At 71.5% G+C, this 16,782-nt stretch carries 16 protein-coding genes; 8 read left to right on the forward strand and 8 right to left on the reverse strand.

Annotated elements, in window-relative coordinates:
• Window positions 1–112 precede the first annotated feature (112 nt).
• From rarD to ACTMTJ_RS00015, 3 genes are read right to left on the reverse strand one after another with little or no spacing between them, the layout of a single operon-like run.
• Window positions 113–1,021: an EamA family transporter RarD gene (gene rarD, locus ACTMTJ_RS00005; RefSeq protein WP_441213850.1), complete on the reverse strand. Its 909-nt coding sequence runs from the start codon at window positions 1,019–1,021 to the stop codon at window positions 113–115.
• Window positions 1,022–1,042: 21 nt separating this feature from the next.
• Entirely contained in the window at window positions 1,043–1,471 is a 429-nt protein-coding gene (locus ACTMTJ_RS00010; RefSeq protein ID WP_441213852.1) for a GNAT family N-acetyltransferase, read from the reverse strand.
• A gap of 57 nt (window positions 1,472–1,528) precedes the next feature.
• Complete coding sequence (locus ACTMTJ_RS00015) at window positions 1,529–1,906, reverse strand: phage holin family protein (RefSeq protein ID WP_441213854.1); 378 nt, start codon at window positions 1,904–1,906, stop codon at window positions 1,529–1,531.
• 49 nt (window positions 1,907–1,955) lie between these two features.
• Between ACTMTJ_RS00015 and eccB the strand changes: the two genes are divergently transcribed.
• The 5 genes from eccB (at window position 1,956) to ACTMTJ_RS00040 (ending at window position 7,116) form a co-directional block, all read left to right on the forward strand.
• On the forward strand, window positions 1,956–3,260 hold the full coding sequence (eccB, locus tag ACTMTJ_RS00020; protein WP_441213855.1) for a type VII secretion protein EccB: 1,305 nt from the start codon (window positions 1,956–1,958) through the stop codon (window positions 3,258–3,260).
• A 78-nt stretch (window positions 3,261–3,338) separates the two neighbouring features.
• Window positions 3,339–3,656, forward strand: coding sequence for a WXG100 family type VII secretion target (locus ACTMTJ_RS00025; RefSeq protein WP_441213856.1), 318 nt, complete (start codon window positions 3,339–3,341; stop codon window positions 3,654–3,656).
• 14 nt (window positions 3,657–3,670) lie between these two features.
• A complete protein-coding gene (locus ACTMTJ_RS00030) occupies window positions 3,671–3,961 on the forward strand; it encodes a WXG100 family type VII secretion target (RefSeq protein WP_441213858.1) in 291 nt (96 codons plus the stop codon).
• Window positions 3,962–4,162: 201 nt separating this feature from the next.
• Window positions 4,163–6,754 (forward strand): SseB family protein, encoded by a 2,592-nt coding sequence (locus ACTMTJ_RS00035; RefSeq protein ID WP_441213860.1) that lies wholly within the window; start codon window positions 4,163–4,165, stop codon window positions 6,752–6,754.
• Window positions 6,751–7,116, forward strand: coding sequence for a hypothetical protein (locus ACTMTJ_RS00040; RefSeq protein WP_441213861.1), 366 nt, complete (start codon window positions 6,751–6,753; stop codon window positions 7,114–7,116). The genes ACTMTJ_RS00035 and ACTMTJ_RS00040 overlap by 4 nt, the downstream gene beginning before the upstream one ends.
• Here ACTMTJ_RS00040 and ACTMTJ_RS00045 read toward each other — a convergent pair.
• Complete coding sequence (locus ACTMTJ_RS00045) at window positions 7,113–8,021, reverse strand: alpha/beta fold hydrolase (protein WP_441213862.1); 909 nt, start codon at window positions 8,019–8,021, stop codon at window positions 7,113–7,115. The genes ACTMTJ_RS00040 and ACTMTJ_RS00045 overlap by 4 nt on opposite strands.
• Before the next feature lie 254 nt (window positions 8,022–8,275).
• On the opposite strand from ACTMTJ_RS00045, the gene ACTMTJ_RS00050 reads away from it, so the two are divergent.
• Window positions 8,276–9,394 (forward strand): C45 family autoproteolytic acyltransferase/hydolase, encoded by a 1,119-nt coding sequence (locus ACTMTJ_RS00050; protein WP_441213864.1) that lies wholly within the window; start codon window positions 8,276–8,278, stop codon window positions 9,392–9,394.
• Here ACTMTJ_RS00050 and ACTMTJ_RS00055 read toward each other — a convergent pair.
• The 3 genes from ACTMTJ_RS00055 to acs all read right to left on the reverse strand — a co-directional run bounded on the left by ACTMTJ_RS00055 (window position 9,372) and on the right by acs (window position 14,431).
• Window positions 9,372–9,761, reverse strand: coding sequence for a hypothetical protein (locus ACTMTJ_RS00055; protein WP_441213865.1), 390 nt, complete (start codon window positions 9,759–9,761; stop codon window positions 9,372–9,374). The two genes, ACTMTJ_RS00050 and ACTMTJ_RS00055, sit on opposite strands and share 23 nt — an antisense overlap.
• 94 nt (window positions 9,762–9,855) lie before the next feature.
• Window positions 9,856–12,237, reverse strand: coding sequence for an immune inhibitor A domain-containing protein (locus ACTMTJ_RS00060; RefSeq protein WP_441214464.1), 2,382 nt, complete (start codon window positions 12,235–12,237; stop codon window positions 9,856–9,858).
• 232 nt (window positions 12,238–12,469) lie between these two features.
• A complete protein-coding gene (gene acs, locus ACTMTJ_RS00065) occupies window positions 12,470–14,431 on the reverse strand; it encodes an acetate--CoA ligase (protein ID WP_441213867.1) in 1,962 nt (653 codons plus the stop codon).
• 223 nt (window positions 14,432–14,654) lie between these two features.
• Between acs and ACTMTJ_RS00070 the strand changes: the two genes are divergently transcribed.
• Window positions 14,655–15,392: an oxidoreductase gene (locus tag ACTMTJ_RS00070; RefSeq protein ID WP_441213868.1), complete on the forward strand. Its 738-nt coding sequence runs from the start codon at window positions 14,655–14,657 to the stop codon at window positions 15,390–15,392.
• On the opposite strand, the gene ACTMTJ_RS00075 is transcribed toward ACTMTJ_RS00070, so the two are convergent.
• Window positions 15,382–16,224 (reverse strand): DUF1932 domain-containing protein, encoded by an 843-nt coding sequence (locus ACTMTJ_RS00075; RefSeq protein WP_441213869.1) that lies wholly within the window; start codon window positions 16,222–16,224, stop codon window positions 15,382–15,384. The genes ACTMTJ_RS00070 and ACTMTJ_RS00075 overlap by 11 nt on opposite strands.
• Before the next feature lie 22 nt (window positions 16,225–16,246).
• Here ACTMTJ_RS00075 and ACTMTJ_RS00080 point away from each other — a divergent pair, with 22 nt between their 5' ends.
• Window positions 16,247–16,732 carry a PH domain-containing protein gene (locus ACTMTJ_RS00080; protein ID WP_441213871.1) on the forward strand — a complete coding sequence of 162 codons (486 nt, stop codon included), beginning with the start codon at window positions 16,247–16,249 and terminating at the stop codon, window positions 16,730–16,732.
• Window positions 16,733–16,782 lie beyond the last annotated feature (50 nt).

Consider the following 16,782-nt stretch of genomic DNA (forward strand, 5'->3'; position numbering starts at 1 on the left):
GTACATCGCCCGCGAGCTCTACCAAATCATCACAACAAACGACCCTGACCCCGCCGCTTGACAACCATAGGAGCATCGTCGCGGTAGCTCAAATCATCAAAAAAGGTAAACCCTACGAGACCAGGGCAGGCTCGCGGGCGGCACTGCGGCGGCGGCGGTTTGTGCGCAGGCCGTCGACGGTGAAGACGATCAGGGCGAGCCACACCAGCGCGAAGCCGGCGAGGCGGGCCGGGGGCATCGGCTCGTGGAAGATCAGCACGCCGCAGCCGAGCTGGAGGATCGGCGCTATGTACTGGAGGATGCCGATGCCGGTCATCGGGATGCGGTTGGCGGCACCGGCGAAGAGCAGCAGCGGGGTGGCGGTGGCGGCGCCGGCGAAGATGAGCAGTGCGGTGTGCCCGGCCGAGTCGCCGAACGTCGACTCGTGCCGCGCGGTCAGCCAGCCCAGGTAAGCCAGCGCGGGCAGCGCGAGCACCGCCGACTCCACGAAGAGCCCTTCCGCGGCGGGGAGGCCGAGGCGCTTCTTGACCAGGCTGTACGCCCCGAAGCTGGCGGCCAGCGTCAGCGCGATGTAGGGCAGCCGGCCGTAGTCGACGGTCAGCACGGCCACGGCTACGGTGCCGATGCCGACCGCGGTCCACTGGGCCGGGTTGAGCCGCTCGCGGAGGGCGACGACGCCGAGCAGCACCATGACGAGCGGGCCGATGAAGTAGCCCAGGGCGGTCTCCACCACGCGTTCGCTGTTGACGCCGAAGATGTACATGCCCCAGTTGACCGCGATGAGCGCGGCGGCCAGGGTGATGCCGGCCAGCTTGCCGGGGCGGCGGGCCAGCTCGCGCAGAAACGGCCACCGGCGCACCAGGGTGAGCAGCAGCGCCACGAACACCACCGACCACACGACCCGGTGGGCCAGGATCTCGACCGCCCCGGCCGGTCGCAGCACCCGGATGTAGAGGGGGAAGAAGCCCCACAGGCCGTACGCCGCGATGCCGAAGAGGTAACCCCGCTTGAGGTCACTCACGGTGCCTCCGGGTTGGCTCGCTCACGTGCGGTATTCCATCCAGCGGTCAGGCTCGGCGAGTGGGGTGAAGCCGATCTTGGAGTAGACCGCGTGGGCGTCGAGGGTGGCGAGGAGGATGCGCCGCACGCCGATCCGTTCGAGCTCGTCGCGGGCCTGCTCGACCATCCACGTGCCCAGGCCGCGGCCGCGGACGGAGCGGTCGACGTACACGTCGCACAGCCACGCGAACGTGGCACCGTCGGTCACCGCCCGCGCGAATCCGACCTGCCCACCCCCCGGCTCGTAGAGGCCGAACACCAGCGAGCCCGCGAACGACTTGTCGACTGTCTCGCGGGGGCGGCCGAGCGCCCAGTAGGCGTCGGTGGAGAGCCAGGTGTAGACGAGGTCGGCGTCGACCAGGGCCGGATCGGACGAGAAGGCGTAGCCCTCGGGGTGCGTGATCGTCGGCACGCCTCCGACGCTAGCGCGGGGGTACGCCCTGGCCGCCGGCCAATTCCCAGCTCGTGGTCAGTCCTTGTCGCCGACCAGCGCGTTGAGCACCCAGCTCACGATGCCGACCAGGAGGGCGCCCACCACGGCGCTGGGCCAGAAGTCGTCGACGTGGAAGGGCAGGTCGAGCTCGCCCGCGATCCAGCTGGTCAGGAGGAAGAGCGCGCCGTTGACGACGATCGCGACGAGGCCGAGCGTGAGCACGTAGAACGCGCAGCCCACCGTCTTGATGATCGGCCGGAGCACGGCGTTGACCACGCCGAAGATCACCGCGACCACCACCAGCGTGAGGATCGCCTCACCGATCGAGTCGGTGGAGAGCGTGATCCCGGGAACGATGACGGTCGTGATCCACAGCGAGAGAGCGCTGACCGCGAGCCGGATGAGGATGCCCATGGCCGGCGATATTAAGGGACAGCGATCAACGTGTGGGGGGCGCTAGCGTGTGGACGCTCGCGGTCTTTGGGGGTGCGCCTTGTCGTCCCGTCAGGATCAGCTCCATTCGCACCAGTTTCTCCTTCAGCGTGTCGTGGCCGCCCTGGTGCTGCGCGACGCCGATCCGGGCCGCTCGCCGTTTCCCCGCGCGGCCGGCGCGACGGTGGCGAGCGTGCTCCTCGCGGCCATCGCGATCGGTGCCGTCGCGGTGTACGGCACGGTGGTCGACGCCGCCACCCCGCGCTGGGGCGACGGCCCGGCGGTGCTGGTCGAGCGGGAGAGCGGCGCCCGCCTCGTCTTTCGCGAGGGCACGCTGCACCCGGTGCCCAACCACGTGTCGGCACTGCTGATCGTGGGCCACGGCGTGGAGACCGTGCTCGTGTCACAACGGTCGATCGACGGGCTGCCGCGCGGTGTACCCCTCGGGATTGAGCACGCCCCCGACGCCGTGCCCGACCCGCGGCGGCTGGCCACCGGCGCGTGGAGTGTCTGCTCCACATCAGACGGTGCGGCTGTGCTGGTCGGCGCCGCCGCCGAGGGTGGCGCGCCGCTGGCCGAGCGCGGCCTGCTCGTGCGGGCGGGCGGCGATCTCCATCTGCTCTGGCAGCAGCGCCGCCACCTGCTCCGCGACCGTGACCTGGTGCTACCCGCCCTGGGCTGGACCGCCGAGCGGCCCGCCGCCGTCACGCCGGGCCTGCTCGCCGCGCTTCCCGAGGGGCCCGAGCTCGCCCGCGTCCCGATCCCAGACGCGGGCGAGGACGCGCCGGCGGTGCCGGGCGCGGCGGTCGGCGACGTCTTCGTGGTCGAGTCGCAGGGCGGCGGCCGCCAGTACGCGGTCGCGCTGGCCGGCGGCCTGGCCCCGATCACCCAGCTCCAGGCTGACCTGTTGCTGACCGACCTCGACCAGCGCGAGCCGGTGAAGCTGGCGCAGGGCGACTTCGCCGACCTGCCGCACACCGCCCTGCCCAGCGCGGCGGGCCTGCCGCCGACCACGCCACCGCTGGTCCCGCCGGCCGCGACGGTGTGCGCCACGGTGCCCAGCGCCGCGGGTGCCAGCGAGGTCCGGGCCGGTGGGGCGGTGCCGCGCACCGGCGTCGTGGTCCCGTCGGGCGGCGCCGCCCTGGTCGAGGCCGGCGGCACCATCTATCTGGTCACCGACCGCGGCCGCCGGCACGCCATGTCCGACCGCGAGGCCTTGACCCTCCTCGGGTACGCGGACGTGCGTCCCGTCCCGCTGCCCGAGCGGGTGGTCGCGCTGATCCCCGAGGGCGTCCGGCTGGACCCGGCGCTCGCCCGCGCCCCGCTGGGCGACTGAGGTTATCCACAGGGCCTGTCGATCTAGTGAGCGGGTCGCTACGGTCGGTGGGGTCGTCGGGTATTGATGGAGGTCGCGGTGGAGCGCACCGAAGCCGAGGCCGTGGTGCTGGAGCGCACCGCGGCAAAGTTCGACCAGGTCAATCGCGATCTGGAGGCCATGCTCAAGGGGCTGATGAGCCAGCTCGAGGCGTTGCGCGGCGCTTGGCAGGGCGCGGGTGGGCGCTCGTTCGAGCAGGTAAAGACCCAGTGGGCTGACGACCAGGCGGCCATCCAGCGCACGCTGGCCGAGACCGCGGCCGCGCTCCGGGCCGCCGGCCGGGGCTACGACGCCGCCGACGACCAGGCGGCCGCCCGGCTCGCCAGCACCCACCGCGGCATCGAGCTGCCACTCTGAGGGGAGTTTGTCCGATGGGCGATAGCCGGCTGGTGGTCAACTTCGCCGCCCTGCACCAGGCCAGCACCGACATCCAGCGCGCACTCGGCCTGCTCGACTCACACCTGAGCCAGCTCGAAGGCGACGCGGCGCCACTCGTCGCGACGTGGGAGGGCGCCGCCCGCGAGGCCTACGACGCCCGGCAGGCTACGTGGCGCCGCGCCTCGCGCGATCTTCAGGCGATCCTGCGCGAGATCAAGCTCGCGGTCGACGAGAGCGCCGCCGACTACCACGACACCGAGCGCCGCGCCGCCGGTCGCTTCTAGCGGTCCGTCCGGGGGCGCCGGCGCAGGTGGAGGCCGGTGTGAGACGGGCCTGTTGGTTGCTCGCGTCACGTGCGAGGGTGTGAGTCGGCGATGTCGGTGACCAGGAGGCGGTTCCCGATACAAGCCGGCCATTGTGATCTTGCTCTTACCTTGTAGGTTGTACGCGATGCATGTGGCCTGTTCGGTGGAGAGGAGGTGGCCGTGACCGAATGGGAGCCGGCCACCGAGGCCGAGGCTGCCATGCGCGACGCGCTGCGCGGCGGCGATCAGGAGGAGTATTTCCGGATCCTAGCCCGCACCGAGTTGCTGCTGCCGGTCTCCGCTGACTCGATCACCGGCCAGACGCCGGTCGGCTGGGGCACCTGGACCACCAGCGGGCGCACACACGTGCTCGCCTTCACCTCGGGCATCGCGCTCCAGGCCTGCCTGGCGGAAAATGCGGGCTCCGCGCGCCGCATGGCCTACCAGGAGCTGGCCGCCGCGTGGCCCAACCTCGAGTGGTGGCTCGCGATCAACCCGGGCCTGCCCATCGAGGGCTACCTGCCGGCGTGGTTCGTGACCCAGCTCGCGCGGGGTGACGTGCGGCTGCCCGGGCGTTCGATGGCCGCCCGCGCGCGGCTGGAAAAGGCCGAGTCGGCGGCGCGGGCGCGGGCCACCGCCGTCGTGCCGGGCCGCATCACGCCACCCGGCACCGAGCCCACCAGCCCCGCCTCCGGCCCCGCCCCGACGAGCCCCGCCCCGACGAGCCCCGCCCCGACCAGCCCCGCGGGCGCCGGCTACGGCGGCGCGGCCGGGCCGGGCGGCCTGGTCGGTGCTGGTGCCAGCGGGCCCGGTGGCCTGGCACAGAGCGGCGGCCTCGCGACGGCAGGCCCAGGCAGCCTCGCCGCGGCCGGGCCCAGCGACCTCAGGGGCCAGAGCGGCCCAGGCCAGAGCGGTCTCAGCGCGGGCGAGCGGGGCGCGAGCAGCCCCGGCGACGTGAGCAGCACCGGTTCGGGCGGCTTCGGCCAGGGCAGTGCGAGTAGCCCGGGTGGGCTGAGTGGCGCCGGTTCGGGCGGGCCTGGTCAGAGCGGCGCCGCGGCAAGCGCCATGTCGCCGGCAGCCCCGAGCGACACCGTGGTCGGACCCAGCGGGCCCGGCTACGTCTCCTCCCAGCCGGAGGGAGGCGGATACCGGGGGCTGGCGTCGAGCGGCGCCCCCACCAGCGGACCGCCAGCCGGCGCGGTCTCGCCGCTCGCGGCGCCGCCACCGCCGCCGGTGCCCGACTCGCCCGGCGGCCTGGGTGGCGGCGGCAATGCCGGCCTCCCGCGGCGGGTGGCGGGCAGCGCGCCCGCGATCCCGCTCGGCCCCATCGGCGCCAACCTCCCGCCGATCGGCCCACAGTCCACCCCGGCGGCGAGCGCGGCACCTACCAGCGCCCCGCCGGTGAGCGCACCGCCGACCAACGGCACGAGCACCGACGCCACCACCGGACCCCGCCCCTGGGATACGCCACCGGCGACCCAGGCCTGGGATTCCAACGCCGCGGGCGCTCCGACGCAGGGGTGGGACCCGAACGCCACCGGCACGCCCACCCAGCCGTGGGAGGCGCCGGCATCCGGGGCGCCCGCGCAGTCGTGGGAGGCGCCGGCAGCCGGAGTGGCCGCGCAGTCGTGGGAGGCGCCGGGCGCCGCTGCCCAGGCGCCGGCGGCCGCCGCCGTGCCGGGAGTACCCACGCAGCCATGGGAGGCGCAGGCGGCCGCGGCGCCGGGAGCGGCGGCCGCCGCCGTGCCAGGGTCAGCGGCGCCCACCCAGCCGTGGGGGGAGCGCCACGAGCCGCCGGCGCACAAGCCGCAGGCGCCGCCGATCGACTTCAAGCCGGCAAACGACGTGGAGAAGAGCCTGCTCGCGGCCGCGTCCGAGGGCAGCACCGACAATTTCCTCTCGACGCTGCTGCTGGCCAAGGTGCTGCTGCCGGTGTCACCGGTCTCCGCCGACGGCACCCGTCCGGGTGAGCCCGGGTTCGCCTGGCTGACGGAGACGCTCGAGAGCGAGCCATACGTGGTGGTCTTCACCTCGATGGACCGGCTCCGCGACCACCTCGGCGAGTCGATCGAGACGATCGACGTCAAGTTCATGCAGCTCATCAAGGCGTGGCCAGACCCGGCGTGGTCGTTCGCGGTAAACCCGAGCACCCCCGTCGGTGCCAAGCTGCCGGGCGCGCAGATCCTCGCGCTGGCCAACTGGGCGGCCGACGTCGGGCTCGGCGGCGACACCGAGGAGATCGAGCCGGCCTCCCGCCCGGTCAAGAAGAGCGTGACCCCGGATCCCAACCAGCCCACGCTCATGCAGAAGGCGGTCGCGCCGAGCCAGGTCGACTACTACATCGAGCGTGGATACGACCGTGTCTCCGGCTTCGTCCACCGGGCCAACGAGGTCGCCCACCTCAACACGCCCGCGAAGGTGTACACGGCGCTGGGGCTCGGCTACGCGGGCTCGGCGTTCAAGCGCGACGCCGAGGAGATCTACGTGCTGCGCTGGCCGGCCTACCGCCCCAGCCTCTACCGGATTCCATACGGCGGGCAGAACGAGCCGGCCATGCGCGCCATGGAGGGCTGGGTCATCGAGCGCTCTCCGTTCCGCGGCAACGGGTTCGCGCCCAGCGAGAGCGGCGACGTCATCGCTGAGTTCAAAGTAGACAGTGCGCGCCTGCCGCACGGCGCCCAGCTGTGGCGGATCACCGCGGATGGCGGCGAAAAGCTCGTCGCGCTCCTCGACGCCGACGCACCCACCTGGCGAAAGGTGGGCGAGCCATGATGCGCGACGGCTACGTGGCCCGCTGGCGGGGGCGGGAGTACGAGGCGAGCCCCGACGGCGAGAGCATGCGCCTCTACCAGCCGGGGCCGGGTGACGACTTCGAGCAGGTGCGCCCCGGCCGCTTCGTCCGCGTGCTGCCGGTCGCCGAGCTGGAAGACGTGGCGTACGTGCGCACGACCTGCACCTGGAAGGGCGAGCCGTTCATCGTGCTGGCCGAGCACGACACCTGGTTGCGGGTGGAGTACACCGGCGGCCGCTGGCCGATGGCGCAGTCGCTCGGCCTGGAGGAGTTCGACTTCGGCGTCTACCAGGGCTGGGCCCCGGCCAACGAAGTGACCGACCTACGCGAGCACCGGATCTAGGACTTCGCCCACCTCAGCACCTCGCCCAGCACCACCTCGGGTGCTTCGACGTGCGGAAAGTGGCCGACCCCGTCGAGTAGCCGCCACTCGTACTGCGCGATCACGTAGCGGCCGGAGCCCTGTGCCGTGCGCGGCAGGATCGCCGCGTCCAGCGCGCCGTGCAGCTGGAGCGTGGGCGTGACGAGCGGCTGCTGGAGGGCTTTGACGAAGCGGTAGCCGTGCAGCCGCAGCACCGACCGGAACGCCCACCGGTATGCCTCCAGCGCGCAGAACGCCGCCTGCGGGATCTGCATCGCGTCACGGCAGCGCCGCTCGTAGTCGGGGTATCCGGCGCTGGCCACCCAGGACGGGCCGGCGCACCGGCGCAGGAACGTGCCGACGAGCTCGGCGTCGTCTTTGGTGAGCGTGTGCTCGTACCGCGGGATCTGGAACTTGAGGGTGGTCGCCGACGCGGAGAACTGCCCCCGCGGGTCGGCGAAGAGCGCGGCGCGCAGCCGCAGCGGGTGGGCGGCGCCGAGCACGACGAGGCGCCGCACCATCTTGGGGTGAAACGTGGCGGCCGTCCAGCCGAGCATGCCGCCGAAGCCGGTGCCGACGATCACCGCGGACCGCTCGCCGAGCGCCCGGATCAGGCCCGTGACGTCGGCCGCCATCGTGTAGCCGTCGTACCCGCGCGGGGGCTTGTCGCTCGCCCCGTAGCCGCGCATGTCGACGGCGACGGCGCGGAAGCCGGCGTCGGCGATGCCCGGCAGCAGGTCGTGCCAGGCCCACCAGAACTCCGGAAAGCCGTGCAGCAGGAGCACCAGCGGCCCGCTGCCCGCCTCGACAGCGTGGAAGCGGGTGCCGTTGGCCCCCACGAAACGGTGCGTCCAGGGCCCGTCCACCAGGACGCAAGAGTCATCCATGCCGCCCAGCGTACGGTCACGCGGCGCGAGCGGCCCTGCGTGCAGGCTCGCTCCGCTCGCTCGGCCCCGGTGCCGGCTCCCACCGTCCTCGCCGCTGCGCTCCTCGGGCCGGCGGTCGCCAGCCCCGGGGCCCTGCTTGCAGGCTCGCTCCGCTCGCTCGGCCCCGGTGCCGGCTCCCACCGTCCTCGTCGCTGCGCTCCTCGGGCCGGCGGTCGCCAGCCCCGGGGCCGGGACGCGCTATTACCGTTCAGGGGGTGACCCTGCCGATTTCAGTGATTTCCGTGTCCGGCACCCCGGCCGAGTGCGGCGCGGCTTACGGCGCCGCGGCCGCCCCGCTCATCGCCGCCAACGTGCGCCTCTACCTTCAGCGTTTCCGCGACCAGGCGGGGTTGGACGCCGCCGCCGTACGGGCCGCGGGCGCCGCCTTCCGCCGTGCCTCCGCCGAGGTGCACCCGCGGGTGGCCGCGATGCTCGACGCGGTGGCCGAGGGCGCGGGGGCGAACGCCGAGGAGCTGTACGCGCTCAACGGCCGCACCGAGCTGATCTACGGCACGCGGCACGACGGCGACGGCGGCTGTACCTCGATCGGGGTGCTGGACACGCACACCACCACCGGCGGCACGCTGCTCGGGCAAAACTGGGACTGGCACCCGGCGCAGCGCGAGGCCATGGTCGTGCTCCAGACGCGCGACGAGCACGGGTTCGAGGTCGTCACGCTCGCCGAGGCGGGCATGCTCGCCAAGGCGGGGCTCAATTCGGCCGGGCTGGGCGTGTGCCTCAACATGCTCGGTTCCGACCGCGACGGCCCGCGTGCCGGCGTCGTGCCGTACCACGTGCTGCTCCGCGCGGTGCTGGAGTCCGACCACCTCGGCGGCGCCCTCCGGGTGGCCGCCCGTACGCCGCGCGGCGCGTCGCTCAACCTGCTGCTGGGCCAGGCCGGCAAGGCCGGTGAGTACGGCGGGGAGGTCATCGACGTCGAGGTGGTGCCCGGCGACCTGGGCTGGCTGCACCCGGTGGACGGGTTCGTCACGCACGCCAACCACATCGAGACGGCGGTGGCGGTGCACGATCGGCAGCGCGACTTCGGCGGCGCCTCGCTCTTTCGCGGCGCCCGCGCCCGCCGGCTGCTTGCCGCGATCATGGATGACCGGCCCGACCGCAAGGTGAACGAGGAGGACCTCAAGGTGGTCTTCCGCGACCACGGCGGCTACCCGATGGCGATCTGCCGCCACGTGGACGAGCGGGACGAGCCGCTGGAACGGGCCGAAACCGTCTTCTCGGTGCTGCTCGACCTCGACGAGCGGCGCTTCGGGCTTGCGGAGGGGCCACCGTGCGGCCACAAGTACGGCTTTATCCGACTCGGTCTATCTTGACGGCGCTGAGGTGTTCGCCAGGACCACAGTTGATCTTCAGCATCAGCGGGGCGGTCTCCACGCGGACGGTGGTGCCGACCGGTAGCGACATCCCGTCGGCGTTGTAGAGCGCGTACTGCTTGCCCTCGTCGGTCTCCAGGCCGTAGCAGGGACCCTCGCCGCCCCGGGTGATGCGCCCGACCAGCACGTTTTTGGCTGGGCGCGGATCGCTCGCCGACGTGGGCGGGGAGGCCGGCGGGCTCATCGTCGGCGGCGGCGTGGAGGAGGCGCCACCGGTCGGCGGCGGGGTGGACGACGCGTCGCCCGTTGGCGTTTCGGCGCATGCGGCAAGCAGGAGAAGCGCTGCCAGCAGTACAAGTTTCCGCAAAGCCACTCTATTCAGACGGTGGGCGGCACGCTGAGGTTCCGGCCTATGGAAACGGGGCCCGGCTCGATGAGCCGGGCCCCGTCACTATTCGAAACTAGGAAATGCGGATCTTCATCGACGTGCCGTCGACCTCGACCACGCGGATCTTCACGCCGATCGCGGGCAGCTTGACCCCGTGGTTCGGCAGCTCCTCGTACCAGTACTGCTTGGTGTCGTCGAACAGCGGCTGCGCGTCCTGGCCGCGGATGTACGACGGCTGACCGTTGACGTGCAGCGTCATCGAGTCGGCCTTGGTGAGGCTGAACGGCGCGTCGTACACCTGGACGCGGGCCCGCCACGGCTGCCCGTCGATGCGGTAGAACGGCCGCGGGTGCGCATCGATGATCATGTTGCGCCCCTCACCGGGGTGCTCGAACGTGTCGTTGTCGTTGTAGAACGTGTCCCAGTAGGAGACGAGCAGACCCTGCTGGTACGCGTAGTGGTCGACCTTGTCCGGCATCGTGGGCAGGTACCCGAAGAAGTACGGACCCGTCTTCAGGTACTTGTCGTACGAGACGTACGAGCGGTGACCGGCGATGTAGTAGTTGTCGAAGTACTTGACCTCCGAGCCGGGCAGGGCGGTGAAGCCCGCCGGCACGAACGGGCCGTTGCCCTCGGCACCATCGCTCACCACGGTGGCGCCGTCGGCGGTCACCGTGATCGCGTCACCGTAGAAGCCGCCCCACGCCGTGCCGCCGTCCGTGACGTACCGGAAGCGGAGCTGGATCGACTTGCCCGCGTACGCGTCGAGCGGCACCGACAGGTCGACCCACTTCTGCTCGGCGAAGCCGGTGCTGCGGCCGTCGATCGCCGGCCGGCCCGCGCTGTCCTTGCTGAAGCCGTGGCCGTCGACCGTGCCACCGAGCGGCGTCCAGGCGCTGCCGTCTTCGGACGCCTCGATGTAGAGGTAGTCGTAGCCGGCCTCGATGCCGTAACGCACCTTGGCGGTCAGCGCGGCCGCCGACTTGCCGGTGAGGTTGACCGGCGCGGTGAGCGTGTTGCGCAGGTCGTCGTCATTGCCGGAGAACCACTGTTTCTCGCCCTCGGCCGGTGCGCCGTTGTTGATGGTCCGGGCCCGCTTGGGTAGCACCACCACCGCGGCCTGCGGTTTGGCGGTGTTGTACTCCTGCGGACCCAGATTGAGCGTCCGCTTCTGCCCGGCCACCACGAGCTCGTAGTCGAGCCAGCCGAGCTGGAGCTTGTTCCATGCGCCGAGGTCACCGGGACGGGTGCCGATCGCCGGGTCTTCCTTGGCGGACAGCCGGCTCTGCGCCATCAGCGTCCAGTGCTCGCTGTTGTTGTCGCCGCCGTTGAGGACGTTGTAGTCGTCCGGCAGGCCCAGGTCGTGCCCGTACTCGTGCACGAAGACGCTCAGGCCACCGTTTTCCGGCTGCACGGTGTAGTCACCGATCCAGACACCGGTGTTGCCGATCTGGGTGCCGCCGAGCGGGTTCGTGGCCGGACCGGTGATGCCGGCCTGGTCGACGAACGCGTACCAGCGGTGGCTCCAGACGGCGTCCTCGCCCTGCCACGGGTCGCCGTCGGCCTCGTCGCCGCCCGCGTGGACGATCTGGAAGTGGTCGATGTACCCGTCGCGCTCGTTGAAGTTTCCGTCGCCGTCGTGGTCGTAGCGGTCCCACTGGTCGAAGGACTGCATCTCCGCGGCGATCTCGGCGTCGGTGCGGCCGGCGGCCTTCCGATCAGCCACCCACTGGTTGGCGGCGTCCTGCACGAGGTTCCACGGGTTGCGGCCGTCGCACACCTCGCAGGTGTCGCGGCCGTACCGGGCCTCGTTGTAGCGGACCTTCACCCAGTCGCTGACCTCACCGTCGACGCTGTACCGGCCCGAGGACTGCGCCTCGTAGTAGGTCTTGACCGACTCCACACCCTTGCCGGTGCCGAAGTACAGCTTCTCGTAGTACTCCTGGTTGTAGTCCGCCTGCCACACCGTGGAGTTGTCGACCGTGCGGTCGGGCTCCGGGATCTGGTTGCGCAGCGGGCCGTCGAACCGCTGCGGGCCGGGCACGGACGGGTCGCTGTCGATGTCCGGGTAGTCCGGGTGCCGCTCGTTGCCGAACTCGGTCAGGATCACGAAGATTTTGTCGGTCTGCTCGCGGGCGAGCTCGACGTACTGGTCCTTCTTGGTGTTCTTGCCGCTCTTCTTGGCCAGCGGGCCGGTGCCATCCGACTGGCCCACCTTGACGACTGTGCTGCCGTTGCGCACCTCGGGCTTCGCCTGTCCATTGAGGACGCTGGTGAGGCCTTCTTCGCGCAGCTCGCGTCGCTTGTCTTCGAGGGGGTTGGGAAGTTCGTCTCGCCGAGGGTTGTCAGCCGTCGACGGGGCCGCAGCGGGCGTATCTGCCGGCGGTGCCGCGAGCGCCGAAGGGCCGAGCGAGACGCCCATGCCCGAGGCGAGCGACACGGTGAGCAGGCCCACCATGACTTTACGCACGTGTGGTACCTCCGGTTTGTAGAACGGCGCCCGCCACAAGGGTTGGTGGCGTGCGACGTCCGTATGGGGGTGGCCCAAACGTTTGGGGCCAGAGTGAAACCTAAACAGTTGAGCACACGGGTGGGAAGAGGCTCTTTGTTTACCGTGTCCGTTATGTCATAAAAAGAAGGGCGGGCCCGCACAGGGCCCGCCCATATTTCTTTCGTCCTATCGCCGGTTAGTCCTCGTCCTTGCCGCTCTTCATCCCCGACGCGATCAGGTCCATGACGGTCGAATCCTGGAGCGTCGTCACGTCGCCCAGCGAACGGTTTTCCGCGACATCGCGCAGCAGCCGCCGCATGATCTTCCCGGAACGCGTCTTGGGCAGCTCGGGTACCAGCATGATCTGGCGCGGCTTGGCGATCGGGCCGAGCGTCTTGGCCACGTGATTGCGCAGCTCGGTGATGAGCGCCTCGCCGGCCTCGCCCTCGCTGTCGACGTGGCCGCGCGGGATCGTGAACGCCACGATGGCCTGCCCGGTCGTCGGGTCGGTCGCGCCCACGACCGCGGCCTCGGCCACGCTCGGGTGGCTTACCAGCGCCGACTCCACCTCGGTGGTCGAGATGTTGTGGCCGGACACCAGCATCACGTCGTCGACCCGGCCGAGCAGCCACAGGTGGCCGTCGTTGTCGCGCTTGGCGCCGTCGCCCGCGAAGTACATGCCGTCGAAACGCGACCAGTACGTGTCGATGAAGCGCTGGTCGTCGCCCCAGATCGTGCGCAGCATCGAGGGCCACGGCTCGCGCAGCACCAGGTATCCGCCGCCGCCGTTGGGCACCGACTGGGCCTGGTCGTCGACCACGTCCGCGCTGATGCCCGGCAACGGGCTCATCGCCGAGCCCGGCTTGGTGGCGGTCACGCCCGGCAGCGGCGAGATCATGATGCCGCCGGTCTCGGTCTGCCACCACGTGTCGACCACGGGACAGGCGTCGCGGCCGATGTACTTGCGGTACCACATCCAGGCCTCGGGGTTGATCGGCTCACCCACGCTGCCGAGCAGCCGCAGCGACGACAGGTCGAACTTGGCCGGGATGTCCTCGCCCCACTTCATCATCGTGCGGATGAGCGTGGGCGCGGTGTAGACGATCGTCGCCCGGTACTTCTCCACGATCTCCCAGAAGCGGCCCTTGTGCGGCGTGTCCGGCGTGCCCTCGTACATGATCTGGGTGGCGCCGTTGGAGAGCGGCCCGTACACGATGTACGAGTGGCCGGTCACCCACCCGATGTCGGCCGTGCACCAGAAGACGTCGGTGTCCGGCTTGAGGTCGAAGACCGCGTGGTGGGTGTAGCTGACCTGGGTGAGGTATCCGCCGGTGGTGTGCAGGATGCCCTTGGGCTTTGCTGTGGTGCCCGAGGTGTAGAGGATGAACAGCGGGTGCTCGGCGTCGAAAGGCTGCGCCTCGTGCTCGGGGCTGGCCTGCTCGACGGTCTCGTGCCACCACACGTCCTTGTCGCTCCACGCGACATCCTGCCCGGTGCGGCGCACGACGAGCACGTGCTCGATCGTCGGGCACTGCGCGACCGCCTCGTCGACGATCGCCTTGAGCCCGGACGGCTTGCCCCGCCGGTATCCACCGTCGGCCGTGATCACGACCTTGGCGCTGGCGTCCTGGATGCGGCCGGAGAGCGCGTCCGCGGAGAAGCCACCGAACACCACGCTGTGTGTCGCGCCGATGCGCGCGCAGGCGAGCATCGCGACGGCCGCCTCCGGGATCATCGGCATGTAGATCGCCACCCGGTCGCCCGCGCTGACGCCGAGCTCGGTGAGCGTGTTGGCGGCCTGGCAGACCGAGCGGTGCAGGTCGGCGTACGTGATCGTGCGGGTGTCGCCCGGCTCGCCCTCCCAGTGGATGGCGACCTTGCTGCCCCGGCCCGCCTCGATGTGCCGGTCGAGGCAGTTGTAGGCCACGTTGAGCTTGCCGCCCACGAACCACTTCGCGAAGGGCGGGTTTGACCAGTCGAGCACGCTCTCCCAGGGGGTGGCCCAGCTCAGCCGGCGTGCCTGAGTCTCCCAGAAGCCGAGCCGATCGGCGGCCGCCTCGTCGTACGCGGCCGCGGTGACGTTGGCGCTGGCGGCGAGCGCGTCCGGTGGCGGGAATTGGCGGTTCTCCTGCAGCAGGTTCTCCAGGGTCTCGCTCATGGGTCGGCTCCTCCTGCGGATGTGATGTCAGTCTCGGTTTCCGTTTGTGAGGTTAGTGCGGGCACGATCCGACCGCCGCCACGCGGGATGGATCGATCGCCGAGCGTGGCGAAAGCTGCGACGGCCGGGTGTGCCTGCGCATATCTTGCCGTTTCGAGCCTGTTACGAACAGTCCCGAGCACACTTCGCGCACTCCTGGTCACGCCGGTTACCGTTGGCGACCATGGCCGACCCGCTCGCTCCGCTGCTCGACCTCGCCGGTGTTCGCGAGGCGGTGACCTCCGCGCGCGAGCGGGCCGACACCGCCATGCGGCATCGCACGCTGCGGCGTCAGGGCGGGCAGGTGGCCGCCGAGGTCAGCCTGCGGTCCGCGGTGGCCAGCGCCGCACTCGAGGGGTACGCGTACGAGCGCGAGGCGGTCCGTGCCGGCACGGTGACCGATCCGGTGGTACAGGGTGCGCTGCGCGTCGCCGGCGCGCTCGGCGGCCTCGCGGAGCGGTGGTCGGGTGCCCCGCGGCAGGTGCTGGCCAAGGTGCACGTGCTCGCCGCGCGCGACGTGGTGGACCCGGCCGCGCTGGGCCGTCCAAGTGCCCCCGGCCCGCGCCTCGACGCGTTGATGGACCTGGTTACCGGCGGCACCAGCGCGTCGCCGCTGGTGGTGGCCGCCGTCGTACACGGCGAGCTGCTCGCCCTGCGCCCCTTCGCCGGCCCGTCCGGCGTGGTGGCCCGCGCGGCGGCGCGGCTCACGCTGATCGCCAGCGGCTTCGACCCGCGCGGTCTGCTCGCTCTCGACGTTGGCCACCTGGCCCGCGAGCCCGAGTACGTGGGCGCGGCCAACGCCTTCGCCACCGGCACGCCCGACGGCCTGCGCGCCTGGCTGCGGCACTACGCGGCGGCGGTGGAGCTGGCGGCGGTCGAGTTGGAGGACGCCGCCTCGGCTACCGCTTCCATCACTTCCTGAGCCGGCGGGCGACTTCGCTTGCCGGCAGGTCCCGCCGGGTGTTCTCCGGGTCGCTGCCGGCGAGGTCGGTAGCGGCGATGTCCTCGTACACGTCGGCGAAGGCCTCGAACAGGGCAGGTGTCAATCCGGCGGCCCGCTGGGCGCTCGCGATTTCCCGCATCTCCTGGACGAAACGGGCGGCCTTCGCGGCCGCCGCGGCCACCGCGCCCGGGTCGCCCTCGTCACCGAGATCTTCCAGGACCACATCGAGTACATCGAAGTGGTCCGCCGCCCGCATCGCCTGGGCGACGATCGCTGTCGTTCCCTTGTAGACACTCGCGGTGCACATCTTCACCGCGCTGGCCCGGCCGGTCGGTCCGGGCAGCACGATCGGGCGGACATCGCGCCACGGCAGGTCGGCGACCTCGGCCGCGCGCGGACCGGACAGGTAGACGCGGGCGCCCGGGCGGGCGCTCGGCGGCGGCCCGGAGATCGCGCCGTCGACGAGGTCGAGGCCCACCCTGGCCAGCACGGCCTCGATACCCGCCACGGTGGTGGGCGCGATCGCGTTGAGATCGGCGACCAGCGGCCGGCTCTTGGTGCGATCTGCGGCTTTTGCGATTTGTTCCGCCGCGCTCGTGGCCGCGCCCGGCGGCGTCACGACGAGGATGACCTCGGCGGTGGCGCACACCTCGTCGAGGGTGTCCAGCACCTCTAGCCCGCCGGCCTCGGCGAGCCTGCGGCTGCGCGCCGAGCGGCCCTGGAGTGTGGTCACCACGCGAGCCCCACCGGCACGCAACGCGCCACCCAGACCGGCACCCATGAAGCCCGGACCGACTATCCCGATCACCATGACGGGAGGCTAGCCTTGCCGGGTGAGTTTTCGATGGCTGCGGCCATACGCCCCAGGTCGGGGCCGTCGCCTGATCATGGTGTGGGAGTTCGCCGCACTCGCGATCTTCGGCTGGACCACCGCCGAGCTGTTCGAGTTGCGCGGCCCCGGCGTCGTCGCGCTCGGCCTCGGGCTGACCGCGCTGTGGCTGCTGGGCTGCTGGCGGATCGCGCGGATGGGCGTCTACGTCAGCGGATACGGCGTGCGGGTGCGCGGCCTGGTCCGCTCCCGCACGATCGCCTGGCGCGAGGTCGAGCACATCCGCCTGCACGAGGCCGCCCACCGCATCGGACGGCTGGAGATCCCCAGCGGCATGACGGTGCTGATCGAGCGGGCCGGCGGAGGGCACGTGCCGACCTCGCTGTGGGCCAAGGGTGTCGACTTTCACGACCAGCCCGGCGTCTTTCGCGCGGTCTACCACGACCTGCGCGAGCGCCACGCCGCCGCGCTCCGCCCGGCCCCGGCCTAGGGCTCACCGGCCTCAGACACGTGGACGGCGCCTCGTGGACGAGGCGCCGT

This window comes from Phytohabitans sp. LJ34, from assembly GCF_052068095.1.
Taxonomy (GTDB): domain Bacteria; phylum Actinomycetota; class Actinomycetes; order Mycobacteriales; family Micromonosporaceae; genus Phytohabitans.